Genomic DNA, 18,261 nt, shown 5'->3' on the forward strand with positions numbered 1-18,261 from the left:
CGAGAGCGTGGGCCCAAGCCACTCGAATGTCTGGAAAAGTCGATCCATTAGACAATAGGCCGAGTGGTTCGATCCGCTTCGATCGAACCACTCGGCGAAACACCCCGCCCGCCGAGACCGTGGCCGCACGCCCCCCGTGCGGCCACTTTGCGTTTGGTCGCATGCCAGACTGTCTATCGAATACGTCGAGACTGATGTTGAACCAGTAAGATTTGCAAATATGATTGGAAGTAACTCAATATCTTCTCGTATTGTTTAAAGTAATCTATAGGGACTCGCTACAACAGCGTCCGGATTTCTGATTGGATTCTGTGTTATCGCTATGATGAGACTGAAGGGCGTCGAGATGAGACGTGCTTCAGGAGAAATCGTCATGTTCATGCGCATCGATCGGCTGCAGGTGGAGATGCCTGTGCCGAAGGATCCCGATCCCACCGCGGCCGCGGCCGTTCAAGAGCTGATGGGCGGCCGCTTCGGCGAGATGTCCACGCTGATGAACTACATGTTCCAGTCGATGAACTTCCGCAACAAAGAGAAGCTCAAGCCCTACTACGCGCTGATCTCCAACATCTGCACAGAAGAGCTCGGTCACGTCGAGCTGATCGCGGCGACCGTCAACGGATGCCTGAGTGGGGTGGGATCGACCGGCGACATCACCCAGGGGGACGCGGGCTTCGCGCACATGAAGGAGGCCGGACTTCTCGGCCAGTTCATCAATTTCGGCGCCCAGGCGATGCCGACCGACTCGCGCGGCGAGGGATGGCACGGCTCCTACGTGTTCAACTCCGGCAACCTGATCCTCGACCTGTTGCACAACTTCTTCCTGGAGAACGGGGCGCGGACGGCGAAGCTGCGCGTCTACCAGATGACCGACAACCCGGCGGCGCGGCAGATGCTCGGCTACCTCTTCACCCGCGGCGGGGTGCACGCGCACGCCTACGCGCTGGCGCTCGAGAAGCTGACCGGCGTCGAGATGCGGAAGATGCTGCCCATCCCGGCGGTCGAGGACATTCAGCTGCCCGAATCGCGGAAGTTCATGGAGGAGGGCTGGCACCGCCGCCTCTACCGCTTCAGCCCCGGCGACTATAAGGACATCGCCGAGATCTGGACCGGCAACCACATGGACGGTCAGCCGCTCGAGGTCGTCGACGGCCCGCCGCAGGGGGGCGACATGAACGACTACGAGGGGATCTCGGAGGCGTTCACGCCGGAATATCACCCCGAGGAGATCTTCGAGATGGCGCAGAAGCTCTATAAGCAGGCGGGCGGCGTCTAGGCTCGGTTCCCGACCCCGTCAGACGTTGGCGAGGCGCCGGCCGAGGGCCTGCGCCTCCTCTTGCAGGATGGGCAGGAGCCGCTCGACCGCCCCCGGCGCCTCGAACCGGCTCTTCAGCCCCGACACGTTGAGCGCGCCGACGAGCGCGCCGCCGGTGGCGAGCACCGGCACCGACAGGCCGGCGATGTCGGGGTCGCGCTCGCCGAGCGAGAGATAGTAGCCCGCCTCGCGGATCGCCTCGAAGAAGGGCCCCTCGCCGCCGGAGTAGGCGATGAGCACCCGTCCGCTCGCGCCCCGGTCGATCGGCAGCATCGCCCCTTCCTCCAACACGTGGCGGATGGTGCGGCTCGAATGCTGGCGATATAGGCAGAGCCGCATGTTGCCCCGGCGGACGTAGAAGGTGGCGGTCTCGCCCGTCTCTTCGGCGATGCGGGCGAGCACGGGGCGGACGCGGTCCGCGAGGTTGAAGGCGCTCTGGTAGAGATTGCCGAGTCGCCACAGGCTGGGGCCGAGGCGGAAGTGGCCGTCCTCGTCGCGGTGGAGATAGTCGAAGCGGGCGAGCGAGGCATAGAGGCGCAGCACCGTGCTGCGGTAGAAGCCGGTGCGCTTGGTGATCTCGCTCAGCGTCAGGCGCGGCGAGCCGTCCGCGAACGCCTCCAGAATGGTCAGCGCGCGCTCCACGGCCTCCACCTTCTGCTCCTTGTGAGCGTCGGCTGGCGTTCCGGGAGAGGGGGCGGGGTCCTTCATGGTCGCCTCTTCGAAGGAGACGGGCGCCGCGTCAAGAGCGCGCGGTACCGGAGGCAAAGGCGGCGAGGGCGCGATCGGCGGCGTCGGTGGTGCGGCGCAGCGCCCGGTTCACCTCGCGGCCGAAGGCGAGCGAGGCGGCAAGGTTGCGCTCCGCGCCGGGCGCGGCGTCGAGGGCGCGCTTGATGGCGGTCACCACGGCCGGATCGTAGCCGGCGACACGGGCGGCGAGCTGTTCGGCCCGCGCCACCACGCCGTCGTCGCGCACCTCGTTGACGAGGCCCCAGCCGCACGCGGTGGCCGCATCGAGCCGCTCGTCGGACAGGAGCAGAAACGCGGCCTGCTTGCGCGTCAGCTCCGGCTGGGAGGTCGGGCCGGAGAGGGAGGCATAGCTTCCAAGCCGGGCCTCGGGGAGGGCAAAGGTCGCATCGCGATGCGCGATCGCGAGGTCGGCGACGTTGACGAGGGTCATCCCGGCGCCGATCGCCATCCCCTCCACCGCGGCGATGAGCACCGCCGGATGGCCGCGCAGGGCGAGGACGAGGCGGCGCCATTCCTCGTCCGCGCCGGTCATGTTGCCGGCCGCCTTGTCGGCCTCGCGCTCCTTGAGGTCGAGGCCGGCGCAGAAGGCGGGCCCTTCAGCGTCGATCACGATTGCGCGAGCTTGACCCTCGAGCGCCTCCAGCGCGTCGATCAGGGCGAGGCGAAGGGCCCGGTTCAGCGCGTTGCGTTTCTTCGAGCGCTGCAGGGTGAGGCGAGCCCAGCCCTCGCCTCGCGTGATGGCGAGGGGGGCATCCATCTCAGGCCGCCCGCGCGTAGTGGAAGCCTTTGGGAAGCCCCGCGTCCGGCACGTTGCCGTAGAGCGGCTCGCCCGGCAGGCCCTTCAGGATGATCTGGCGCGCGTCGAGGAGCTTGTCGATGTCGACGCCGGTGTCGAGCCCCATCGATTCCAGGAGGAAGACGAGGTCTTCCGTCACGATGTTGCCGGTGGCGCCGGGCGCGTAGGGGCAGCCGCCGAGGCCGGCTTGCGAGGAATCGAAAGTCGTCACCCCGACCTCCAGCGCGGCGACGACGTTGGCGAGACCCTGGCCGCGGGTGTTGTGGAAGTGGGCGCCGCCCGCCTTGTCGCCCACCTCGGCGATCAGGCGCTTGAAGAGGCGGCGCACCTGGGCCGGATTGCCGTAGCCGGTGGTGTCGGAGAGGCCGATATTGTCGGCGCCGGCCTTGGCGAGGGCGACGGCGATCTCGATCACCCGGTCCTCGTCCACCGCCCCTTCCATGGTGCAGCCGAAGGCGGTGGAGACGCCGGCGTCGATCTCGCGATAGGGCCCGTCGAGGCTGTCGCGCAGGGCGCAGACCCGGGCGACGTCGGCGATGGCTTCGTCGGTGGTGCGGTTGATGTTCTTGCGCGAGTGGGTCTCGGAGGCCGAGATCGGCATGGTGATGCGCAGGGCGCCCGCCTCGAAGGCCCGCTCCGCACCCTTGAGGTTCGGTACCAGAGCGAGAACGCCGAGGCCGGGGATCGCGTTGGCCGCCTGCACGAGCTCGGCGCAGTCGGCCATCTGCGGCAACAGCCGGGGCGAGACGAACGAGCCCACCTCGATCTCGGGCAGTCCGGCGGCGGCGAGCGCGGTGATCCACTCGATCTTGATGGCGGTGGGCATCGTGCGGTCGATGCTCTGCAACCCGTCGCGGGGGCCGACTTCGCTGACGATGACGTCCATACCGGACTCCTTGGCTTCCTCGCAGAGAGTGCGTTGTTCGCTCTCTTAGTCTGTCAGGCAGACAAGTGTCACTCTCGGGCCCATCTGTCAATGTCGCCGACGGCCGCGCGGCCGGGTCGGGCGGTGGACGGGGGCACGGAGGGGTGCGGGTGGGTCAAGGCCGGCGAAGCCGCCCGAAGGGCTTGGCCTTGACGCGCCCGCACCCCTCCCCAGCCTCATCGGCAAGGGGTCAGGAGAGGCGGACGCGAAGCGTCGGTCTCACCTGAACCCTTGGCCGCCGCCGAGGCGGGGGAGCGCGAGGGGGAACACCCTCGCTTTCTGAAGAAGAAAGTCGGCGCGACGCGCCGTCCGCCTCGAGGTCGCGGCGCGCGCCTCAGATGCCGGCGCGGCAGAGCGAGGCGAGGCGGCTCATCATCGCGGCGCCGTCGTCGAGCTCGTCGAGCCCGATCCATTCGTCGGCCTTGTGGGCCCGGCCGATGTCGCCGGGGCCGCAGACGAGGGAGGGGACGCCAGCGGCGGAGAAGACGCCGCCCTCGGTGCCGAAGGAGACGGCGCCGGGCGGCACGTCGGTGCCGGCGATGCGGGCGAGAAGGGCGGCGGCCGCCTCGTCGCGCGTGTCGAGCCCCGGATAGGCGGAGAGTTCCTCGACGAGGATGTCGGCCTCGGGAGCCCGGGCCTTGAGGGCGGCCCGCTGGGCGGCGACGAGCGCGTCGATGCGGTCGAGGAAGAGGCGGGGATCGCTCGCCGGAAGATAGCGGATCTCGAAGTCGAGCGTCGCCGTGTCCGGCACGAGGTTCACCGCCGAGCCGCCGTGGAGGGCGCCGACGTGGATCGTGGTGTAGCCCGGCTCGAAGCGCTCGTCGCCGGGGACCTCGGCCGCCTCGCGGGCGAGGGCGGCGAGACCGACGGCGATTTCGGCGGCCGCATCGACGGCGTTCGCCGCCCGGTGGGGCATCGCCGAGTGGCCGGCCCGCCCGCGGACGCGGATGCGGCGGGCGATCTTGCCCTTGTGGGCGGAGGCGATGCGCATCGAGGTCGGCTCGCCGATGATTGCGAGCACCGGCGGTGCCACCGCCGCGACGAGGGCGGCGGCGAGGTCCGGAACCCCGCGGCAGCCGACCTCCTCGTCGTAGGAGAAGGCGATGTGGATCGGCGTCTGGAGCGGCCGTTCGGTGAATTCGGGAAGATGGGCGAGGGCGAGGGCGAGGAAGCCCTTCATGTCGCTCGTCCCGCGGCCGTAGACGCGGCCGTCCTTCGTCAGCCCGTCGAACGGGGGAACGGACCAGTCCTGCCCCTCCACCGGCACCACGTCCATGTGGCCGGATAGGACGATGCCGGGCACCGTGGGATCGCCGATGGTGGCGAGGAGCGAGGTCTTCGCCCGATCGGCGGAGGGCACGCGGGTGACGGCGAGTCCCGCCTCCGCCATCGCCTCCTCGCAATAGGCGGCGATGTCGAGGTTGGAGACGTCGCTGACCGAGGCGAAGCGCACCAGGTCGACGAGACGGGCGTGGATGCGCTCGCGGGCCGACACGGGCCTCAGACCGGCAGCCGGTGGAAGGCGCGGTCGGAGAAGACCAGCGGTCGTGCCTCGTTCTCGCGCACCGCGGTCACCGCGCCCACCACGATGGCGTGGGAGCCGAACTCGCACACGTGAGCCACCGTGCAGGCGATGTTTGAGAGGGCGCCCTCGAGCGCCGGCGCCGTCCCCTCGATAGGGCTCCAGCCGTGGGCGGAGAATTTGTCGTCCCTCAGATGGGGCACCATGCCGGCGAACACCTTCGCCACCTCCTCCTGCTCGCCGGAGAGGATGTTCGCGACAAACGTCCCGTTGCGCACGATCGTGTCGTAAGAGCGGGCGTTCTGGTGCACGCAGAACATCACCGAGGGCGGCTCCATCGAGACGGACGTGAAGGAGGAGACGGTGAGCCCCGCCCGTCCCCCCACGCCGTCGGTGGTGATGACGGCGACGCCGGCGGCGGTACGGCGCATCGCGCTGCGGAAGGCCGCCTCGTCGACGGCGGGCGGGGTGGGAAGCGCGCGCGCCATCACGATCCCTTCACCCGGTCGGAGAGGCCGGCGGCGCGGCGGACGAAGTCGAGCGGGCCGTCGAAGTCGAAGTTCTGATAGAGGGCGTTCAGGTGGTTGAAGTGCGGCGCCTGGGCGAACTGCACGAAGGTCAGCCGGTGCCCCGCATAGTCGGAGTTGAGGAGGTCGCGGGCGAAGGCGAGGAGCTTGCGCCGATCGTCGGCCTGCCAGGTGTCGTTGAGCGAATAGAATTTCTTGAGCCAGTCGCCGCTGCCTTCGGCGTCGAAGGAGGCGGCGTTGGGGGTGACGCAGATCTGGCCGCCGCAGAGCTCGCGGGCGATGTGCATCATCGTCGGCAGCTGCGAGCAGGCGAGGATGCGGCCGGCGTAGAGGAGCGACTGGTTCGGCATCAACAGGCCGCCGGGGCTCGTCTCGGCGAGGGCGATCGAGGCGGTGAGGTGCGCGTTGATGCCTTCGCGGTAGCAGGCGAGCTCGGCGAGCTTCTCGCGCACCCCCTGGAGCTTGTCGAGGCCGGTCTGCTTGGCGTTCCACATCGCCGCGCCGATCATCATGTCGGCGACGTAGAGGATGCGCAGCACGTAGGGGAAGGCGGAGTAGCGGTGGAGCGTGGAGCGGATGAACTGCGCGGCCTTGGTGTGGCGATAGAAGAAGACGTCCTCCCAGGGGATCAGGACGTCGTCGAACACCACCAGCGCCTCCACCTCGTCGAAGCGGTTGGAGAGGGGGTAGTCGCGCGGATCGCTGCGCCCGGCAAAGCCGGTGCGGCAGATGTGCTTGACGCCCGGCGCGCCCATCTGGACGACGCAGCCGACGGCGTAGTCGGATAGCTCCTCGTCGCGCCACGCGCCGACGGTGGGCTTCAGGAAGGCCTGATCGGCGTAGGCGGCGGCGGTCTCGTACTTCGCGCCGCGGATGACGATGCCGGCGTCGGTCTCCTTGGTGACGTGCACCATGAAGTCCGGGTCCTGCTCCTGCGGCGGGCGCGAGCGGTCGCCCTTCGGGTCGGTGTTCGCCGAGACGTGGAAGACGTCCTTCTCGATCACCTTGCGGATGTTGCGATCGATGTTGTCGGCGAAGCGCGGGTCGATCGAGGCGAGCACGTCGCGCCCGTCCATCAGCGACCACATCTCGCCGATGGTCTCGTCGCCGACGCGCGTCACGACGCCGCCGATGTCTTTCATGACGTGGTCGATGGCGACGCGCTTGTCGTCCCAGTCCTTCGTCTCGCGCGGCGGGCGGTTGAAGATGGAGTGGAGCTCGTTGTCCTCGGCGTAGGTGAGGGCGCTCGCGAACTCGCCGTCGTGCGCCATGTCGAACATGCGCGCCTTGATGTCGATGATCGGCTTCATCGCCGGGTGGGTCGTGACGTCCTTGACGCGCTCACCGTCGACCCAGACCTCGCGGCCGTCGCGGAGCCCTTCCTTGTATTGTTCACCCGTGCGGATCATGCGCACCGTCCCTTGGTGGATGGAGCCTGAACGATAGGACGAGGCCTAGCCTCAGGAAAATATTTTCATTGTGTCGATTGGATCGATTAATCCGATCAATAGCCGCGTGCCACGTCGATCTGGTTGGTCAGAGGCTCGCCGGCTTCGAAGCGGCGGATGGTGTCTATCACCTGCTCGGCCGCCGAGGTGGCGCTGGCAACGGAGGCAAGGTGCGGCGTGATGAGCACGTTCTCCATGGCCCAGAGGGGGCTGTCGGCGGGCAGCGGCTCGGTCTCGAAGACGTCGAGCGTCGCCTCGCCCACCTGGCCGCTCGCGAGGGCGTCGACGAGGGCCGGCTCGTCGATGATCGCGCCGCGCGCCACGTTGATGACCTTGGCTCCGCGCGGCAGCATCGCGAGGCGTTTCGCGTCGAGGAGGTGCGTGGTCTCTGGCGTCTGCGGCAGCACGACCACCAGAATGTCGCTGGTCGCGAGGAAGTCCGGCAGCGCGTCGAGGCCGTGGACCGAGCGCACGCCCGGCACCTCCTTCGGCGTGCGCGACCAGCCCTGCACCTGAAGCCCCTGGCGGGCGACCTCGGCGGCGGCGTGCGCGCCGAGATGGCCGAGGCCGAGGATGCCGACGCGGATGCGGTCCGGATCCGTCGGATGCACGTAGTACCACTCGCCGCGGCGCTGGGCGCGCTCGAACACGGGAATGTCGCGGGCGTAGCGCAGCACGGCGAAGAGCACGTAGCCCGCCATCGTGCGCTTCATGTTGGTGTCGGCGAGGCGGCAGATCGGCAGGTCGGGCAGGTCGTCGCGCGCGAGAAGGGCGTCAACGCCCGCCCCGAGATTGATGACGAGCTTCAGATTGGGGAACTGCGCGAAAAAGCCGTGCGGGGCGTTGAAGACGAGGGCGTAGTGCACCGTCTCGGGGTCGAGATCGTCGGCCCGCGCGAGCGTGACGCCCGGCAGGCCCGCCGCGACGGCGTCGGCCCAGCCGGAGATGTCCTTCATCGTGGTGTCTCGGAAGACGATCGAATAGCTCATTCGGCGGTCTCTGCGATGAGGTGGGCAAGGGCGGTCAGCGCCAGCTCGTAGCCGAGAGCCCCGAGCCCGGCGATCACGCCGGTGGCGGCGCGCGACACGTACGAATGATGGCGGAAGGGCTCGCGCTTCCAGATGTTCGACATGTGCGCTTCGATGATCGGCCCGTCGAAGGCGAGGAGGGCGTCGAGGATCGCGACCGAGGTGTAGGTGAGCCCGGCGGCGTTGATGATGATGCCGGCGGCGCTCCCCCGCGCCTCCTGGATCCAGTCGACGAGGACGCCCTCGTGGTTCGACTGGCGAAAGTCGAGGGCGAGGCCGAGGCGTTCGGCGTGACGCTCACAGCGCGCCTTGATCGCGGGAAAGCTCTCGCTGCCGTAGGTGCCGGAGGGGTCGAGGCCGTAGAGGTTCGCGTTGGGACCGTTGAGGAAGAACACGGTCGTCATGCGGGGTCGCCGGGCACGCCGAAGGAGGGGGCCTCGCCGGGAGCGATCGCCCGGTTGACGTAGTCCTCCATCTGCGGGGCGAACACCTCCCACGTGGTAGCGAGATCGGCGATGGGGGCGTCGGACCAGTCGATCCGGAGGTCGACGAGCGGCCATTCGAGGTCGCGCACCACCTTGAGGCCCGCCGAGTGGACGGGCCCCGCTTCGCCGCCGGCGGCAAGGCCTGCCTCGAGCGCGGCGAGGAGGCGGCCCGGGAAGGGAACCGACGACGCCGCCTCGAACGCGGCGACGATCGCCGCGGGCACGCCCTCGTCGGCGAGGAGGTTGCCGGCGGAGATCGCCCCCGTGCCCTTTGCGATGGCGTGGATGCCGAGGGCGCCCGATCCCGAATAGCCGGCCGTGGCGCCGGTGTTGTCGACCACGGTGAGCTGGCGGAAGGCGGCGTAGGGGGTGGAGGCGACGAGGGTGTCGATCACGTCGGCGGCGCTCATCCCGGCGGCGAGATGGTCGAGGCCGTTGATGCCGAGCATCGGGTCGGTGACGTTCTGGCTCGCGATCACCCCGACGCCGGCCCGGGTGTGGCTGCAGCGGGCGGCGACGGCGGGGGAGGAGGAGGAGATGGCGATGCCGAACATCCCCGTCTCGGGGCAGCGGGCGGAGATCGAGAAGGTCATGCCGCGGCCTCGTCGGGAATGACGGCGATGGCGTCGATCTCGACGACCCACTCCGGCCGCGCGAGCGCCGACACGACGATGCCGGTCGATACCGGATAGACGCCCTTCAGCCACTTGCCGACCACGCGGTAGACCGCCTCGCGGTAGCGCGGATCGATGATGTAGATGGTGATCTTGCACACGTGGGCGAGCTCGGAGCCGGCCTCCTCGAGCAGCATCTTGATGTTCGTCATCGCCTGCTCGGCCTGGGCGGTGGCGTCGCCCACGCCGACACTCTCGGAGGTGTCGAGGTCTTGGCCGATCTGGCCGCGGACGAACACCATCTGGCCCCGCGCCACCACCGTCTGGCAGAGGTCGTTGTCGAGCTGCTGCTCGGGGTAGGTGTCGCGGGTGTTGAACTTGCGGATGCGGGTATGGGCCATCGGTTGCCTCGGGTGGGGCGCTGTCGCGGGACATGCAGGATGCGGGCCTTGTTGCGCCCGCGGTGCGCGCACCACTATGGCGAGGCCGCCGGGCCGCCGGCCAATAGGAAAATCCTTGCCCTTGAAGAGCCTCAGCCGAGGCCGGGCTCGCCCTTGCCCGCCTCGACCTTGCCCGCCTCGCCGACCGCCGTCGTCTCGGTGGAGGACACCGGCTGGTCGCTGCCGGAGAGGAGGGCCGGCGACGTCGGCGTGAGCGAGCCGGGCGCGAAGATGCCGCCGGGGGAGAAGGCGCTTCGCAGATAGCGCGAGAACGCCTCCATCGCCGGCCGCGACACCTGCCGGCCGAGCGCCAGCCCGACGATGCGCACCGGCTCCGGCGAGCCGGCGATGGGGATCGTGGCGATGCGTCCGCCGTCGACGCTGGCATCGGTCTTCGGCACGGCGTTGTGCAGCGTGTAGCCCTGGCGATGGCCGACGAGGCCGCGGATGAGGTCGGCCGACTGCGAGCGCAGCGCCACCTTCGGCTCGACCCCGGCGGTGGCGAAGAGGCTGAGGAAGTAGTCCCGCGTATGCGGCAGGTCGAGGAGGAGGAAGGGTTCGTCGGCGAGCGCGGCGAGCTCGATGGCGGGCTGGCCGGCGAGCGGGTGGTCGGCGGACAGAAGCACGTAGGGCCGCAGATCGGCGAGCGGGAACCTGGTGATGTCGTCGGGCAGTGCGTAGGCGTAGGAGAGGGCGAACTCGATGCGGCCGGAGCGCAGCAAGCCGATGATCTCGTCCTGGTTTCCCTCGCGGATGGTGAGCGTGATGCCCGGGTATTTGTGGCGAAAGTCGGTGAAGAGGGCGGGCATGAAGCGCGCGGCGAGGGTGACGAAGCAGCCGATGGAGATCTCGCCGGACAGCTCCTCGCCGAGGGAGCGGGCGTCCCGTTCGAAATCGGCCGCGTGCTTCAGGAGGAGGCGTGCCTCCCCGATGATGCGCAGCCCCGCCGGCGTCGGCGTGACGCCGCGCGCGTGGTGGCGCACGAAGATCGACACGGAGAACTCGTGCTCGAGCTGCGCGACGGCGGCCGAGACCGAGGGTTGCGAGATGTTGAGCATCCGCGCCGCCTCGGTGATGTTGCCGCAGTCTGCGGTCGCCACGAGGTAGCGCAGCGCCCTCAACGTGACGGTCATCGGAAAAAACTCTGTTTCCTGGTTCCTTTCCGTTGTTTTAGCGATGCATGATCGTTGCGCAACCGGGCGCACTTCGTCGCCGCTCGCGCGCACCGCCCGGACGCCGGCAGAGGGCCGCGGGGCGGCCATGGAGAGGCACGATGACGAAGAAGACGATGGCACTCGCCGTGCTGGTGCAGGGGACGGGCGCCCACCCCGCGTCGTGGATGGAGACCGGCGCGCGCCGCGATCTCGCCACCGACATCGACTACTATGCCGACCTCGCGGCGATCGCCGAGCGCGGCCGCTTCGACCTCTTCTTCATCGCCGACACCCCCGGCGCGCGCACCACCGATCTCCACGCCTGGAGCCGCTTTCCGCTCTTCATGAACGTGTTCGAGCCGGTGACGCTGCTGTCGGCCCTGTCGGCGCGCACCTCGCGCATCGGCCTCGGCGCGACGGCCTCTACGAGCTTCTACGAGCCCTACAACGTCGCGCGCCTGTTCGCCTCGCTCGATCACCTGTCGCACGGCCGGGCGGCGTGGAACGTGGTGACCTCGGCGAACGACTTCGCCGCCCGCAATTTCGGCCTCGACATGCTGCCGCCGCACGACGACCGCTATGCCCGCGCCCGCGAGTTCCTCGAGGTGGTGGAGGCGCTGTGGGACACCTGGGAGGACGACGCCTTCGTCAACGATCTCGACGCACAGCTCTATTTCGATCCCGAGAAATTCCACCCGATCGCCCACGAGGGCGAGCATTTCCGGGTGAATGGGGGCCTCAACATCGCCCGCCCGCCTCAGGGGCGCCCGGTGATCATCCAGGCCGGCGCGTCGGAGGCGGGCAAGGCGTTCGCCGCCGAGCATGCCGAGGTAGCGTTCGGGATCGCCGACACGGTAGACAAGGGCAAGCGCTTCTACGCCGACCTCAAGGGGCGGATGGCGGCGTTCGGGCGGCATCCGGACGAATTGAAGCTCCTTGCGGGCATGTCCGTCGTGGTGGGGGATACCAAGGCGGAGGCGGAGGCGGAGTTCGCCCGCCAGCAGGCGCGCATTCACCCGATCGTGGGGGTGATGCGGATCTCCGCCGATCTCGAGACCGACCTCTCCGATCTTCCCCTCGACGAGCCCGTGCCGGTGGAGCGCATTCCGCAGACGTCCAACCTGCACCAGGCCTATTTCGACAATATCGCCGGCATGATCCGCTCCGGCATGACGCTGCGGGAGGTGGCGATGGCCTATCAGCGCGGCCGCAACACCTTCTGCGGCTCGCCGGTGGAGGTCGCCGACCATCTGGAAGCCTGGATCGACGAGGGCGCCGCCGACGGGTTCATGATGGTGCTGCCGACGATGCCGGAGAGCCTCGCCGCGTTCGTCGACAAGGTGGTGCCGGAGCTGCAGCGGCGCGGCCGCGTGCGGCGGGAGTATCAAGGCACGACCCTGCGCGAGCATCTGGGCCTCGCCCGGCCGCCGCATCCGCGGGCGCGCGCGATCGCGTCCGCGGCCGAGTAGGCCCGCCGCCGACTACTCGGCGGCGACCGGCAGCTCGGCTGAGCAGAAGCCCATCGACGGGCCGCACTGCCACTTCTCGCGCACGATGTCGGCGAGCTTCTGGGCCAGCGCGGCCTTCGCCCCATCGGTGACGTAGAGGCCGATATAGGTCTCCGGCAGCGCCGGAAGCACGTCCTCGTGGTCGATCTTCTCGAGGTGCGGCGGGTTCATCGCCTCGATGCCCGCATGCACGGCGAAGTCGGCCGACACGCTCGCCTCGACGGTGCGGATCGACATGGAATCGACCGCCATCACCCACGGAATGCCCACGTCGTCGAGGGCGCGCTGCACCCAGGGGCGGAAGATGCACCCCGCCTCGAAGGCGAGCGGCAGCGGCCGGCGCCGCCACGCCGTGCCGCCGATGGCACCAACCCAGACGAGGCGGCTGCGCTGCAGGATCTCCGCCGAAGGGTCCGCATGGGTCTCGGTGGTGAGGATCACGTCCACCTCGCCGCGGGCGAACTGCTCTTTCAGCTGCGAGGTGTAGGACGATTGCAGCGATACCCGCACCCGCGGAAAGGCGCGGGCGAAGGCGCGCAGGACCTCCGGCACGTTGGGATAGACCACGTCGTGCGGCGCGCCGAGGGTGAGCTCGCCCTGGTAGCCCTCGTCGGTCATGCGCAGCCAGATCTCGTCGTTCAGCTCCAGCATGCGGCGAGCGTAGGACATCAGTTGCTGGCCGGCGGAGGTCAGCGTCATGCCTTTGCGCGAGCGCTCGAGCAGCGTCTGGCCGAGGCCCTCCTCGAGCCGCTTCAGCTGCATCGACACGGCCGACTGGGTGAGGTTGAGCCGCGCCGCGGCACGGGTCACGCCGCCGGTCTCGGCGATCGCCACGAAGCTACGCAGGGCGGACAGGTCGAGGGTTCGAACCACGATCAATTCCTGTGATGGAAACCATCAGAACGTTTCGTTTCACTTATCGAGCTTGCGAGGACAGATCAAGGGCCACGGTCACGTGGAAGAGGAGGCGAAGGACGTGGAACAGGTGTTGGCTCGGGCCTCTTGGCCCATCCACTGGGGCGCGCGCTCGGTGCGCGGTCTCGTGCGGCTCTGGCTCGATGTGTGGAGCGAGCGGCAGGCGTTGCAGCGACTCGATGATCGCATGCTCGCCGACATCGGCATCACCCCCGAGGTGGCCGCCCGCGAGGCGGCGCGCACCCCGTGGGATGTGCCGGTGGGGCGTATCAGCGGTCATTGAGCCTTGATGCGACGGAGACGATGGACGGTGCCGGTGGGGCGCGCCCTTCCCAAGGAGAGCGCGACGGCACACCGTCCATCGTCAGTCGGTCAGCGCCTTCTTGGCGAGCGCGCGGTGGCGATCGGTGATGTGCGCGGCGACCATCGAGATGGCGCCCAACAGGATCGTCGCGTCGTCGGTAAAGCCGATGCCGAGGAGAAGATCGGGAATCGCGTCGATCGGGGCGACGAAGTAGGCGAGGGCGCCGAGCAGCGTCGCGCGGACGCGCAGCGGCACGTCCGGGTCGATGGCGCAGTAGTAGGCGGCCACGAGGTCGTGGGTGAAGGGAACCTGGCGCAGCGCCTTGCGCAGCGTCGGCCAGAATTTGCGGCGGACCCTGTCCTCTGCCGCGCGGGCCTCCTCCGGCCCCAGGATCTCGCCGTCGAGGGGAGCGTGCTCGATCATGCCGCTGCTCCATCGATCGCCTGGGCGAGGGCGATGTCCTTTCGGGTGAGCCCGCCCGCGTCGTGGGTGGTGAGGCGCACCGACACGCGGTTGTAGACGTTCGACCATTCGGGATGGTGATCCATCTTGTCGGCGGTGATCGCGATCTCGCTCATGAAGGCGAACGCCTTGGCGAACGAGGCGAATTTCAGGTCGCGACGGATCGCGGTACCGGCCTCCTCCAGCTCCCACATCGGCAGCGTCTCGAGTGCCCGGCGCATCTCCTCGATGCTCATCGGTTCGGCCATCGGTCAATCTCCTCGATGAGATCGAGATAGTGCCTTTCGGCGCGGGCGGTAGGGGAGGGGGTCAGGGCGCCGGCGTGGCCACCTTCTTGGCGGTGAAGGAGAAGCTCGTCGCGTCGGTGGCCGCGCCATCGTCCGTCGGGTCGCCGTGGAGGGGGAAGAAGGACAGCGTTGTCTCGCCGGTGAGCGCGCCGTCGTCGTAGGTGCCGGTGGTGGCAAGCTTGGCGAGACGCTGCTCCGACGCACCCGCCGGGGCGAAGGTGAAGTCGAGGAGCACGGCGCTGAAGGCGCCGCCCTCGTCCTTCGGCTCGCACGACCAGGCGCCGGACGCGTCGCTGAAGGGCTGCCAGTCGCTCCCGCCCGCCTGCGCCGAATCGCTCATCAGGACCACGCCGCCCGGCAAGATGGTGAGGAGGCTGCGGTTGGAGGTGGGGTCCACCGCCTCGCCCGGCTTGCCCTTGGAGGTGAGATAGGTGCCGATGATCGCCTCGCAGGGGCCGAGATCCTGGGCGGCGGCGGGCAAGGTCGCAGCGAGCACGGCGAGGGCGGGGAGGAGACGGAGCGGCAGGCGCGTCATGGGTGGGTCCTCTCGAAGCGATCCCGGTGAGGTCCGCTGCTAGCGCGCAGCAGTCGGATGCTGACCATAACGCGTCGCCACGTACTCGGCGACGATCGTCTTGAACTCCCCGGCGATGTTCGCCCCCCGCAGCGTCATCCGCTTCTCGCCGTCGATGAACACCGGGGCCGACGGCTGCTCGCCTGTGCCCGGCAGCGAGATGCCGATATCGGCGTGCTTGCTCTCGCCGGGGCCGTTCACGATGCAGCCCATCACGGCGACCTTCATGGTCTCGACGCCCGGATAGTCGGCCTTCCACTTCGGCAGCTCCTCGCCGATGAAGGCCTGGATCTCCTTGGCGAGCTCCTGGAACACGGTGGAGGTGGTGCGCCCGCAACCAGGACACGCCGAGACGACGGGCAGGAAGGCGCGGAAGCCCATCGTCTGCAGCAGCTCCTGGGCGACCTTCACCTCGAGCGTGCGGTCGCCGCCGGGCTCCGGCGTCAGCGAGATGCGGATGGTGTCGCCGATCCCCTCCTGCAGCAGGATGCCGAGGGCGGCGGAGGAGGCGACGATACCCTTCGATCCCATGCCCGCCTCGGTGAGGCCGAGGTGGAGGGCGTAGTCGCAGCGGCGGGCGAGATCGCGGTAGACGGCGATCAGCTCCTGCACGTCCGACACCTTGGCGGAGATCAGGATGCGGCTCGCCGGAAGGCCGAGCTCCACCGCGCGGTCGGCGGAGGCGATACCCGACACCACCATCGCCTCGCGCAGCACGCCCATCGCGGTGAGCGGCACGGCGGCGCGGGAGTTCTCGTCCATCAGGTGGGTGAGGAGCTCCTGGTCGAGCGAGCCCCAGTTGACGCCGATGCGCACCGGCTTGTCGTAGCGGATCGCGGTGTCGATGATGGCGGCGAACTGGGTGTCCCGCTTGGCCTTGAAGCCCACGTTGCCGGGATTGATGCGGTATTTGGCGAGCGCCTCGGCGCAGGCCGGATGGTCGGCGAGCAGCTTGTGGCCGATATAGTGGAAGTCGCCGACGAGGGGGACGTGAATGCCGCGGGCGGCGAGCCCGTCGCGGATCTTCGGCACGGCGGCGGCCGCCTCGTCGCGGTCGACGGTGATGCGCACCAGCTCGGAGCCGGCTTCGGCGAGCGCGGCCACCTGCGCGATCGTGGCCGCGACGTCCGCGGTGTCGGTGTTCGTCATCGACTGCACGACGATCGGCGCGTCGCCGCCCACCCTGACGCCCCCGACGTCGACCGGTATCGAGCGGCGCCGATTGGCCGGTCCGCTGGTGATCCGGTGGAACGCGTCCATTAGACACCCCATACCTTTTAAGGGGCACGCGCGCCCCGCCTCTGGCATATATCGGCGCAAGGGGCGGGCGACAACGGGCTCCGCTCTTGTGCACTGCAACACATGCGCTAGCTTTGGTCTGGCGAGCACCTGGGAGATGAGAATGTTGAAGGGCAAGTCAGCCGTCATTACCGGATCGACCTCCGGCATCGGACTGGAATATGCGAAGGTGCTCGCGTCAGAAGGCGTCAACGTCGTCATCAACGGCTTCGGCGACGCCGGTGCGATCGAGAAAGAGCGCGCCGCCATCGAAGCGAAGGGCGTCAAGGCGCTCTATTCGCCAGCCGACATGACCAAGCCCGACGAGATCGCCGGCATGATCAAGCTGGCCGAGACCGAGCTCGGCGGCTGCGATATCCTCATCAACAACGCCGGCATCCAGTACGTGTCGCCGGTGGAGGACTTCCCCGACGAGAAGTGGAACGCGATCATCGCGATCAACCTGTCGAGCGCCTTCCACACCGTGAAGCACGCGGTGCCGCTGATGCGCAAGGCGGGCTGGGGCCGCATCATCAACACCGCCTCGGCCCACGCCAAGGTGGCCTCGCCGGACAAGGTGGCCTACGTCGCCGCCAAGCACGGCATCGCCGGCCTCACCAAGACCATCGCGCTCGAGACGGCGCAGGACAACATCACCGTCAACGCCATCTGCCCCGGCTACGTGTGGACGCCGCTGGTGGAAAAGCAGATTCCCGACACTGCGAAGGCCCGCGGCATCAGCGAGGAAGAGGTGAAGCGCGACGTTATCCTCGCCGCTCAGCCCACCAAGCAGTTCGTTACGGTGGAGCAGGTGGCGGCCCTCGCCCTGTTCCTGTGCCGCGACGAGGCGGCCTCGATCACCGGGGCGCTGCTCTCCGTCGACGGTGGCTGGACCGCCTGAGCGCCCATGGCGAAGACCATCAATGTCGCGCTGCAGGGGGGAGGCGCCCACGGCGCCTTCACCTGGGGCGTGCTCGACGTGCTCCTGCATCAGCCCGACCTCGTCATCGAGGGGGTGACGGGCACGTCGGCCGGCGCCATGAACGCGGCGGTGGTGGCGAGCCACTACGGCAGCGGCGGCGCGGAGGCGGCATCCGAAGCGCTGGAGGCGTTCTGGCGGGAGGTGTCGGAGGCGGCACGCTTCTCCCCCTTCCGCCGCACGCTGATGGACCGGGTGCTCGGCAACTGGAGCCTCGACACCTCGCCCTTCTACCTCGCCTACGACATCGCCTCGCGCGTGGTCTCCCCCGCCTTCGCCAACCCGCTCGACATCAATCCGCTGCGCCCGCTGGTGGAAAAATACGTGCGCTTCGACGTGCTCAACGGGGTGTGCGCCCACAAGATCTTCATCGCCGCCACCAACGTGTGGACCGGCAAGGTGCGGATCTTCGAGCACGGCGAGATCAGCGTCGACGCACTGCTCGCCTCGGCCTGCATTCCGGAGCTCTTCGCGCCGGTCTTCATCGATGGCGTGCCCTATTGGGACGGCGGCTTCATGGGCAACCCGCCGCTCTTTCCGCTGTTCTACGGCACCGACACCGCCGATACGCTGATCGTGCAGATCAACCCGATCGAGCGGCAGAAGACGCCGGTGACGGCGCGCGAGATCGTCAACCGCGTCAACGAGATCACCTTCAACGCCTCGCTCTTGAAGGAGCTGCGGGCGATCCGCTTCGTGGCCCGCCTCGTCGACGAGGGCAAGCTCGATCCGAGCGAATATAAGCGCGTCCGGATGCACCGGATCGCGAGCCCCGAGCTGAAGCCGCTCTCGGCCTCCTCCAAGCTCAACGGCGAGTGGACCTTCCTGCGCCATGTCCGCGACATCGGCCGCCGCGCCGCCGAACAATGGCTCGCGGCGCACTTCGACGACATTGGCGAACGCGATACGATCGACATTGCACGAGAGATCGCCTGATCATCGCGGCCCGCGCC

General features: G+C 68.7%; 21 protein-coding genes. 5 read left to right on the plus strand and 16 right to left on the minus strand.

Annotation, left to right across the window (positions count from 1 at the left end; genetic code table 11):
* The first annotated feature begins 373 nt into the window (after positions 1-373).
* The gene (locus tag JCR33_RS08630) at positions 374-1,276 is read left to right on the plus strand and encodes a manganese catalase family protein (protein ID WP_198881648.1); all 903 of its coding nucleotides are present in this window, start codon (positions 374-376) and stop codon (positions 1,274-1,276) included.
* 18 nt (positions 1,277-1,294) lie between these two features.
* Here the strand turns inward: JCR33_RS08630 and JCR33_RS08635 are convergent, their stop codons facing one another.
* The 11 genes from JCR33_RS08635 to JCR33_RS08685 form a co-directional block, all read right to left on the minus strand.
* Complete coding sequence (locus tag JCR33_RS08635; RefSeq protein WP_198881649.1) at positions 1,295-2,023, minus strand: IclR family transcriptional regulator; 729 nt, start codon at positions 2,021-2,023, stop codon at positions 1,295-1,297.
* Positions 2,024-2,054: 31 nt separating this feature from the next.
* A complete protein-coding gene (locus JCR33_RS08640) occupies positions 2,055-2,819 on the minus strand; it encodes an enoyl-CoA hydratase/isomerase family protein (RefSeq protein WP_198881650.1) in 765 nt (254 codons plus the stop codon).
* A gap of 1 nt (position 2,820) precedes the next feature.
* A complete protein-coding gene (locus JCR33_RS08645; protein WP_198881651.1) occupies positions 2,821-3,744 on the minus strand; it encodes a hydroxymethylglutaryl-CoA lyase in 924 nt (307 codons plus the stop codon).
* Positions 3,745-4,117: 373 nt separating this feature from the next.
* Positions 4,118-5,278, minus strand: a complete 1,161-nt coding sequence (argE, locus tag JCR33_RS08650) for an acetylornithine deacetylase (RefSeq protein ID WP_198881652.1) — start codon at positions 5,276-5,278, stop codon at positions 4,118-4,120.
* A 5-nt stretch (positions 5,279-5,283) separates the two neighbouring features.
* Complete coding sequence (locus tag JCR33_RS08655; RefSeq protein ID WP_198881653.1) at positions 5,284-5,793, minus strand: flavin reductase family protein; 510 nt, start codon at positions 5,791-5,793, stop codon at positions 5,284-5,286.
* Positions 5,793-7,241: a 4-hydroxyphenylacetate 3-hydroxylase family protein gene (locus JCR33_RS08660; RefSeq protein ID WP_198881654.1), complete on the minus strand. Its 1,449-nt coding sequence runs from the start codon at positions 7,239-7,241 to the stop codon at positions 5,793-5,795. Before JCR33_RS08660 ends, JCR33_RS08655 begins: the two co-directional genes overlap by 1 nt.
* A 95-nt stretch (positions 7,242-7,336) precedes the next feature.
* A complete protein-coding gene (locus JCR33_RS08665) occupies positions 7,337-8,269 on the minus strand; it encodes a 2-hydroxyacid dehydrogenase (protein ID WP_198881655.1) in 933 nt (310 codons plus the stop codon).
* Positions 8,266-8,712 (minus strand): type II 3-dehydroquinate dehydratase, encoded by a 447-nt coding sequence (locus tag JCR33_RS08670; RefSeq protein ID WP_198881656.1) that lies wholly within the window; start codon positions 8,710-8,712, stop codon positions 8,266-8,268. The genes JCR33_RS08665 and JCR33_RS08670 overlap by 4 nt, the downstream gene beginning before the upstream one ends.
* Positions 8,709-9,386, minus strand: a complete 678-nt coding sequence (locus JCR33_RS08675) for a DUF1028 domain-containing protein (RefSeq protein WP_198881657.1) — start codon at positions 9,384-9,386, stop codon at positions 8,709-8,711. The genes JCR33_RS08670 and JCR33_RS08675 overlap by 4 nt, the downstream gene beginning before the upstream one ends.
* Positions 9,383-9,808, minus strand: coding sequence for a RidA family protein (locus tag JCR33_RS08680; protein ID WP_198881658.1), 426 nt, complete (start codon positions 9,806-9,808; stop codon positions 9,383-9,385). Before JCR33_RS08680 ends, JCR33_RS08675 begins: the two co-directional genes overlap by 4 nt.
* Positions 9,809-9,939: 131 nt before the next feature.
* Positions 9,940-10,980, minus strand: coding sequence for a LysR family transcriptional regulator (locus JCR33_RS08685; protein WP_198881659.1), 1,041 nt, complete (start codon positions 10,978-10,980; stop codon positions 9,940-9,942).
* Positions 10,981-11,120: 140 nt separating this feature from the next.
* Between JCR33_RS08685 and JCR33_RS08690 the strand changes: the two genes are divergently transcribed.
* Positions 11,121-12,470: an LLM class flavin-dependent oxidoreductase gene (locus JCR33_RS08690; protein ID WP_198881660.1), complete on the plus strand. Its 1,350-nt coding sequence runs from the start codon at positions 11,121-11,123 to the stop codon at positions 12,468-12,470.
* Between the two features lie 12 nt (positions 12,471-12,482).
* On the opposite strand, the gene JCR33_RS08695 is transcribed toward JCR33_RS08690, so the two are convergent.
* The gene (locus tag JCR33_RS08695) at positions 12,483-13,382 is read right to left on the minus strand and encodes a LysR family transcriptional regulator (protein WP_198881661.1); all 900 of its coding nucleotides are present in this window, start codon (positions 13,380-13,382) and stop codon (positions 12,483-12,485) included.
* 82 nt (positions 13,383-13,464) lie between these two features.
* Between JCR33_RS08695 and JCR33_RS08700 the strand changes: the two genes are divergently transcribed.
* Positions 13,465-13,707 carry a DUF1127 domain-containing protein gene (locus tag JCR33_RS08700; RefSeq protein WP_332461148.1) on the plus strand — a complete coding sequence of 81 codons (243 nt, stop codon included), beginning with the start codon at positions 13,465-13,467 and terminating at the stop codon, positions 13,705-13,707.
* 81 nt (positions 13,708-13,788) lie between these two features.
* Here the strand turns inward: JCR33_RS08700 and JCR33_RS08705 are convergent, their stop codons facing one another.
* The 4 genes from JCR33_RS08705 to ispG all read right to left on the minus strand — a co-directional run bounded on the left by JCR33_RS08705 (position 13,789) and on the right by ispG (position 16,311).
* On the minus strand, positions 13,789-14,151 hold the full coding sequence (locus JCR33_RS08705) for a YkvA family protein (protein ID WP_198881662.1): 363 nt from the start codon (positions 14,149-14,151) through the stop codon (positions 13,789-13,791).
* A complete protein-coding gene (locus JCR33_RS08710; RefSeq protein ID WP_198881663.1) occupies positions 14,148-14,438 on the minus strand; it encodes a 4a-hydroxytetrahydrobiopterin dehydratase in 291 nt (96 codons plus the stop codon). The genes JCR33_RS08705 and JCR33_RS08710 overlap by 4 nt, the downstream gene beginning before the upstream one ends.
* Before the next feature lie 61 nt (positions 14,439-14,499).
* Positions 14,500-15,012 (minus strand): hypothetical protein, encoded by a 513-nt coding sequence (locus JCR33_RS08715; RefSeq protein ID WP_198881664.1) that lies wholly within the window; start codon positions 15,010-15,012, stop codon positions 14,500-14,502.
* Between the two features lie 39 nt (positions 15,013-15,051).
* Positions 15,052-16,311 (minus strand): flavodoxin-dependent (E)-4-hydroxy-3-methylbut-2-enyl-diphosphate synthase, encoded by a 1,260-nt coding sequence (gene ispG, locus JCR33_RS08720; RefSeq protein ID WP_198881665.1) that lies wholly within the window; start codon positions 16,309-16,311, stop codon positions 15,052-15,054.
* Positions 16,312-16,447: 136 nt separating this feature from the next.
* Here ispG and JCR33_RS08725 point away from each other — a divergent pair, with 136 nt between their 5' ends.
* Together JCR33_RS08725 and JCR33_RS08730 are read left to right on the plus strand one after the other, a co-directional pair.
* Positions 16,448-17,230, plus strand: a complete 783-nt coding sequence (locus JCR33_RS08725; protein WP_211110167.1) for a 3-hydroxybutyrate dehydrogenase — start codon at positions 16,448-16,450, stop codon at positions 17,228-17,230.
* Positions 17,231-17,236: 6 nt separating this feature from the next.
* On the plus strand, positions 17,237-18,244 hold the full coding sequence (locus JCR33_RS08730) for a patatin-like phospholipase family protein (RefSeq protein WP_198881667.1): 1,008 nt from the start codon (positions 17,237-17,239) through the stop codon (positions 18,242-18,244).
* Positions 18,245-18,261: the final 17 nt, after the last annotated feature.

It is taken from the genome of Acuticoccus mangrovi (assembly GCF_016411865.1).
Classification (GTDB): domain Bacteria; phylum Pseudomonadota; class Alphaproteobacteria; order Rhizobiales; family Amorphaceae; genus Acuticoccus; species Acuticoccus mangrovi.

Coding starts and splice junctions, on each gene's coding strand:
- JCR33_RS08630 (WP_198881648.1), top strand. CDS start 374: ATGTTCATGCGCATCGATCGGCTGCAGGTGGAGATGCCTGTGCCGAAG.
- JCR33_RS08635 (WP_198881649.1), bottom strand. CDS start 2,023: ATGAAGGACCCCGCCCCCTCTCCCGGAACGCCAGCCGACGCTCACAAG.
- JCR33_RS08640 (WP_198881650.1), bottom strand. CDS start 2,819: ATGGATGCCCCCCTCGCCATCACGCGAGGCGAGGGCTGGGCTCGCCTC.
- JCR33_RS08645 (WP_198881651.1), bottom strand. CDS start 3,744: ATGGACGTCATCGTCAGCGAAGTCGGCCCCCGCGACGGGTTGCAGAGC.
- JCR33_RS08655 (WP_198881653.1), bottom strand. CDS start 5,793: ATGGCGCGCGCGCTTCCCACCCCGCCCGCCGTCGACGAGGCGGCCTTC.
- JCR33_RS08660 (WP_198881654.1), bottom strand. CDS start 7,241: ATGATCCGCACGGGTGAACAATACAAGGAAGGGCTCCGCGACGGCCGC.
- JCR33_RS08665 (WP_198881655.1), bottom strand. CDS start 8,269: ATGAGCTATTCGATCGTCTTCCGAGACACCACGATGAAGGACATCTCC.
- JCR33_RS08670 (WP_198881656.1), bottom strand. CDS start 8,712: ATGACGACCGTGTTCTTCCTCAACGGTCCCAACGCGAACCTCTACGGC.
- JCR33_RS08675 (WP_198881657.1), bottom strand. CDS start 9,386: ATGACCTTCTCGATCTCCGCCCGCTGCCCCGAGACGGGGATGTTCGGC.
- JCR33_RS08680 (WP_198881658.1), bottom strand. CDS start 9,808: ATGGCCCATACCCGCATCCGCAAGTTCAACACCCGCGACACCTACCCC.
- JCR33_RS08685 (WP_198881659.1), bottom strand. CDS start 10,980: ATGACCGTCACGTTGAGGGCGCTGCGCTACCTCGTGGCGACCGCAGAC.
- JCR33_RS08690 (WP_198881660.1), top strand. CDS start 11,121: ATGACGAAGAAGACGATGGCACTCGCCGTGCTGGTGCAGGGGACGGGC.
- JCR33_RS08705 (WP_198881662.1), bottom strand. CDS start 14,151: ATGATCGAGCACGCTCCCCTCGACGGCGAGATCCTGGGGCCGGAGGAG.
- JCR33_RS08710 (WP_198881663.1), bottom strand. CDS start 14,438: ATGGCCGAACCGATGAGCATCGAGGAGATGCGCCGGGCACTCGAGACG.
- JCR33_RS08715 (WP_198881664.1), bottom strand. CDS start 15,012: ATGACGCGCCTGCCGCTCCGTCTCCTCCCCGCCCTCGCCGTGCTCGCT.
- ispG (WP_198881665.1), bottom strand. CDS start 16,311: ATGGACGCGTTCCACCGGATCACCAGCGGACCGGCCAATCGGCGCCGC.
- JCR33_RS08725 (WP_211110167.1), top strand. CDS start 16,448: ATGAGAATGTTGAAGGGCAAGTCAGCCGTCATTACCGGATCGACCTCC.
- JCR33_RS08730 (WP_198881667.1), top strand. CDS start 17,237: ATGGCGAAGACCATCAATGTCGCGCTGCAGGGGGGAGGCGCCCACGGC.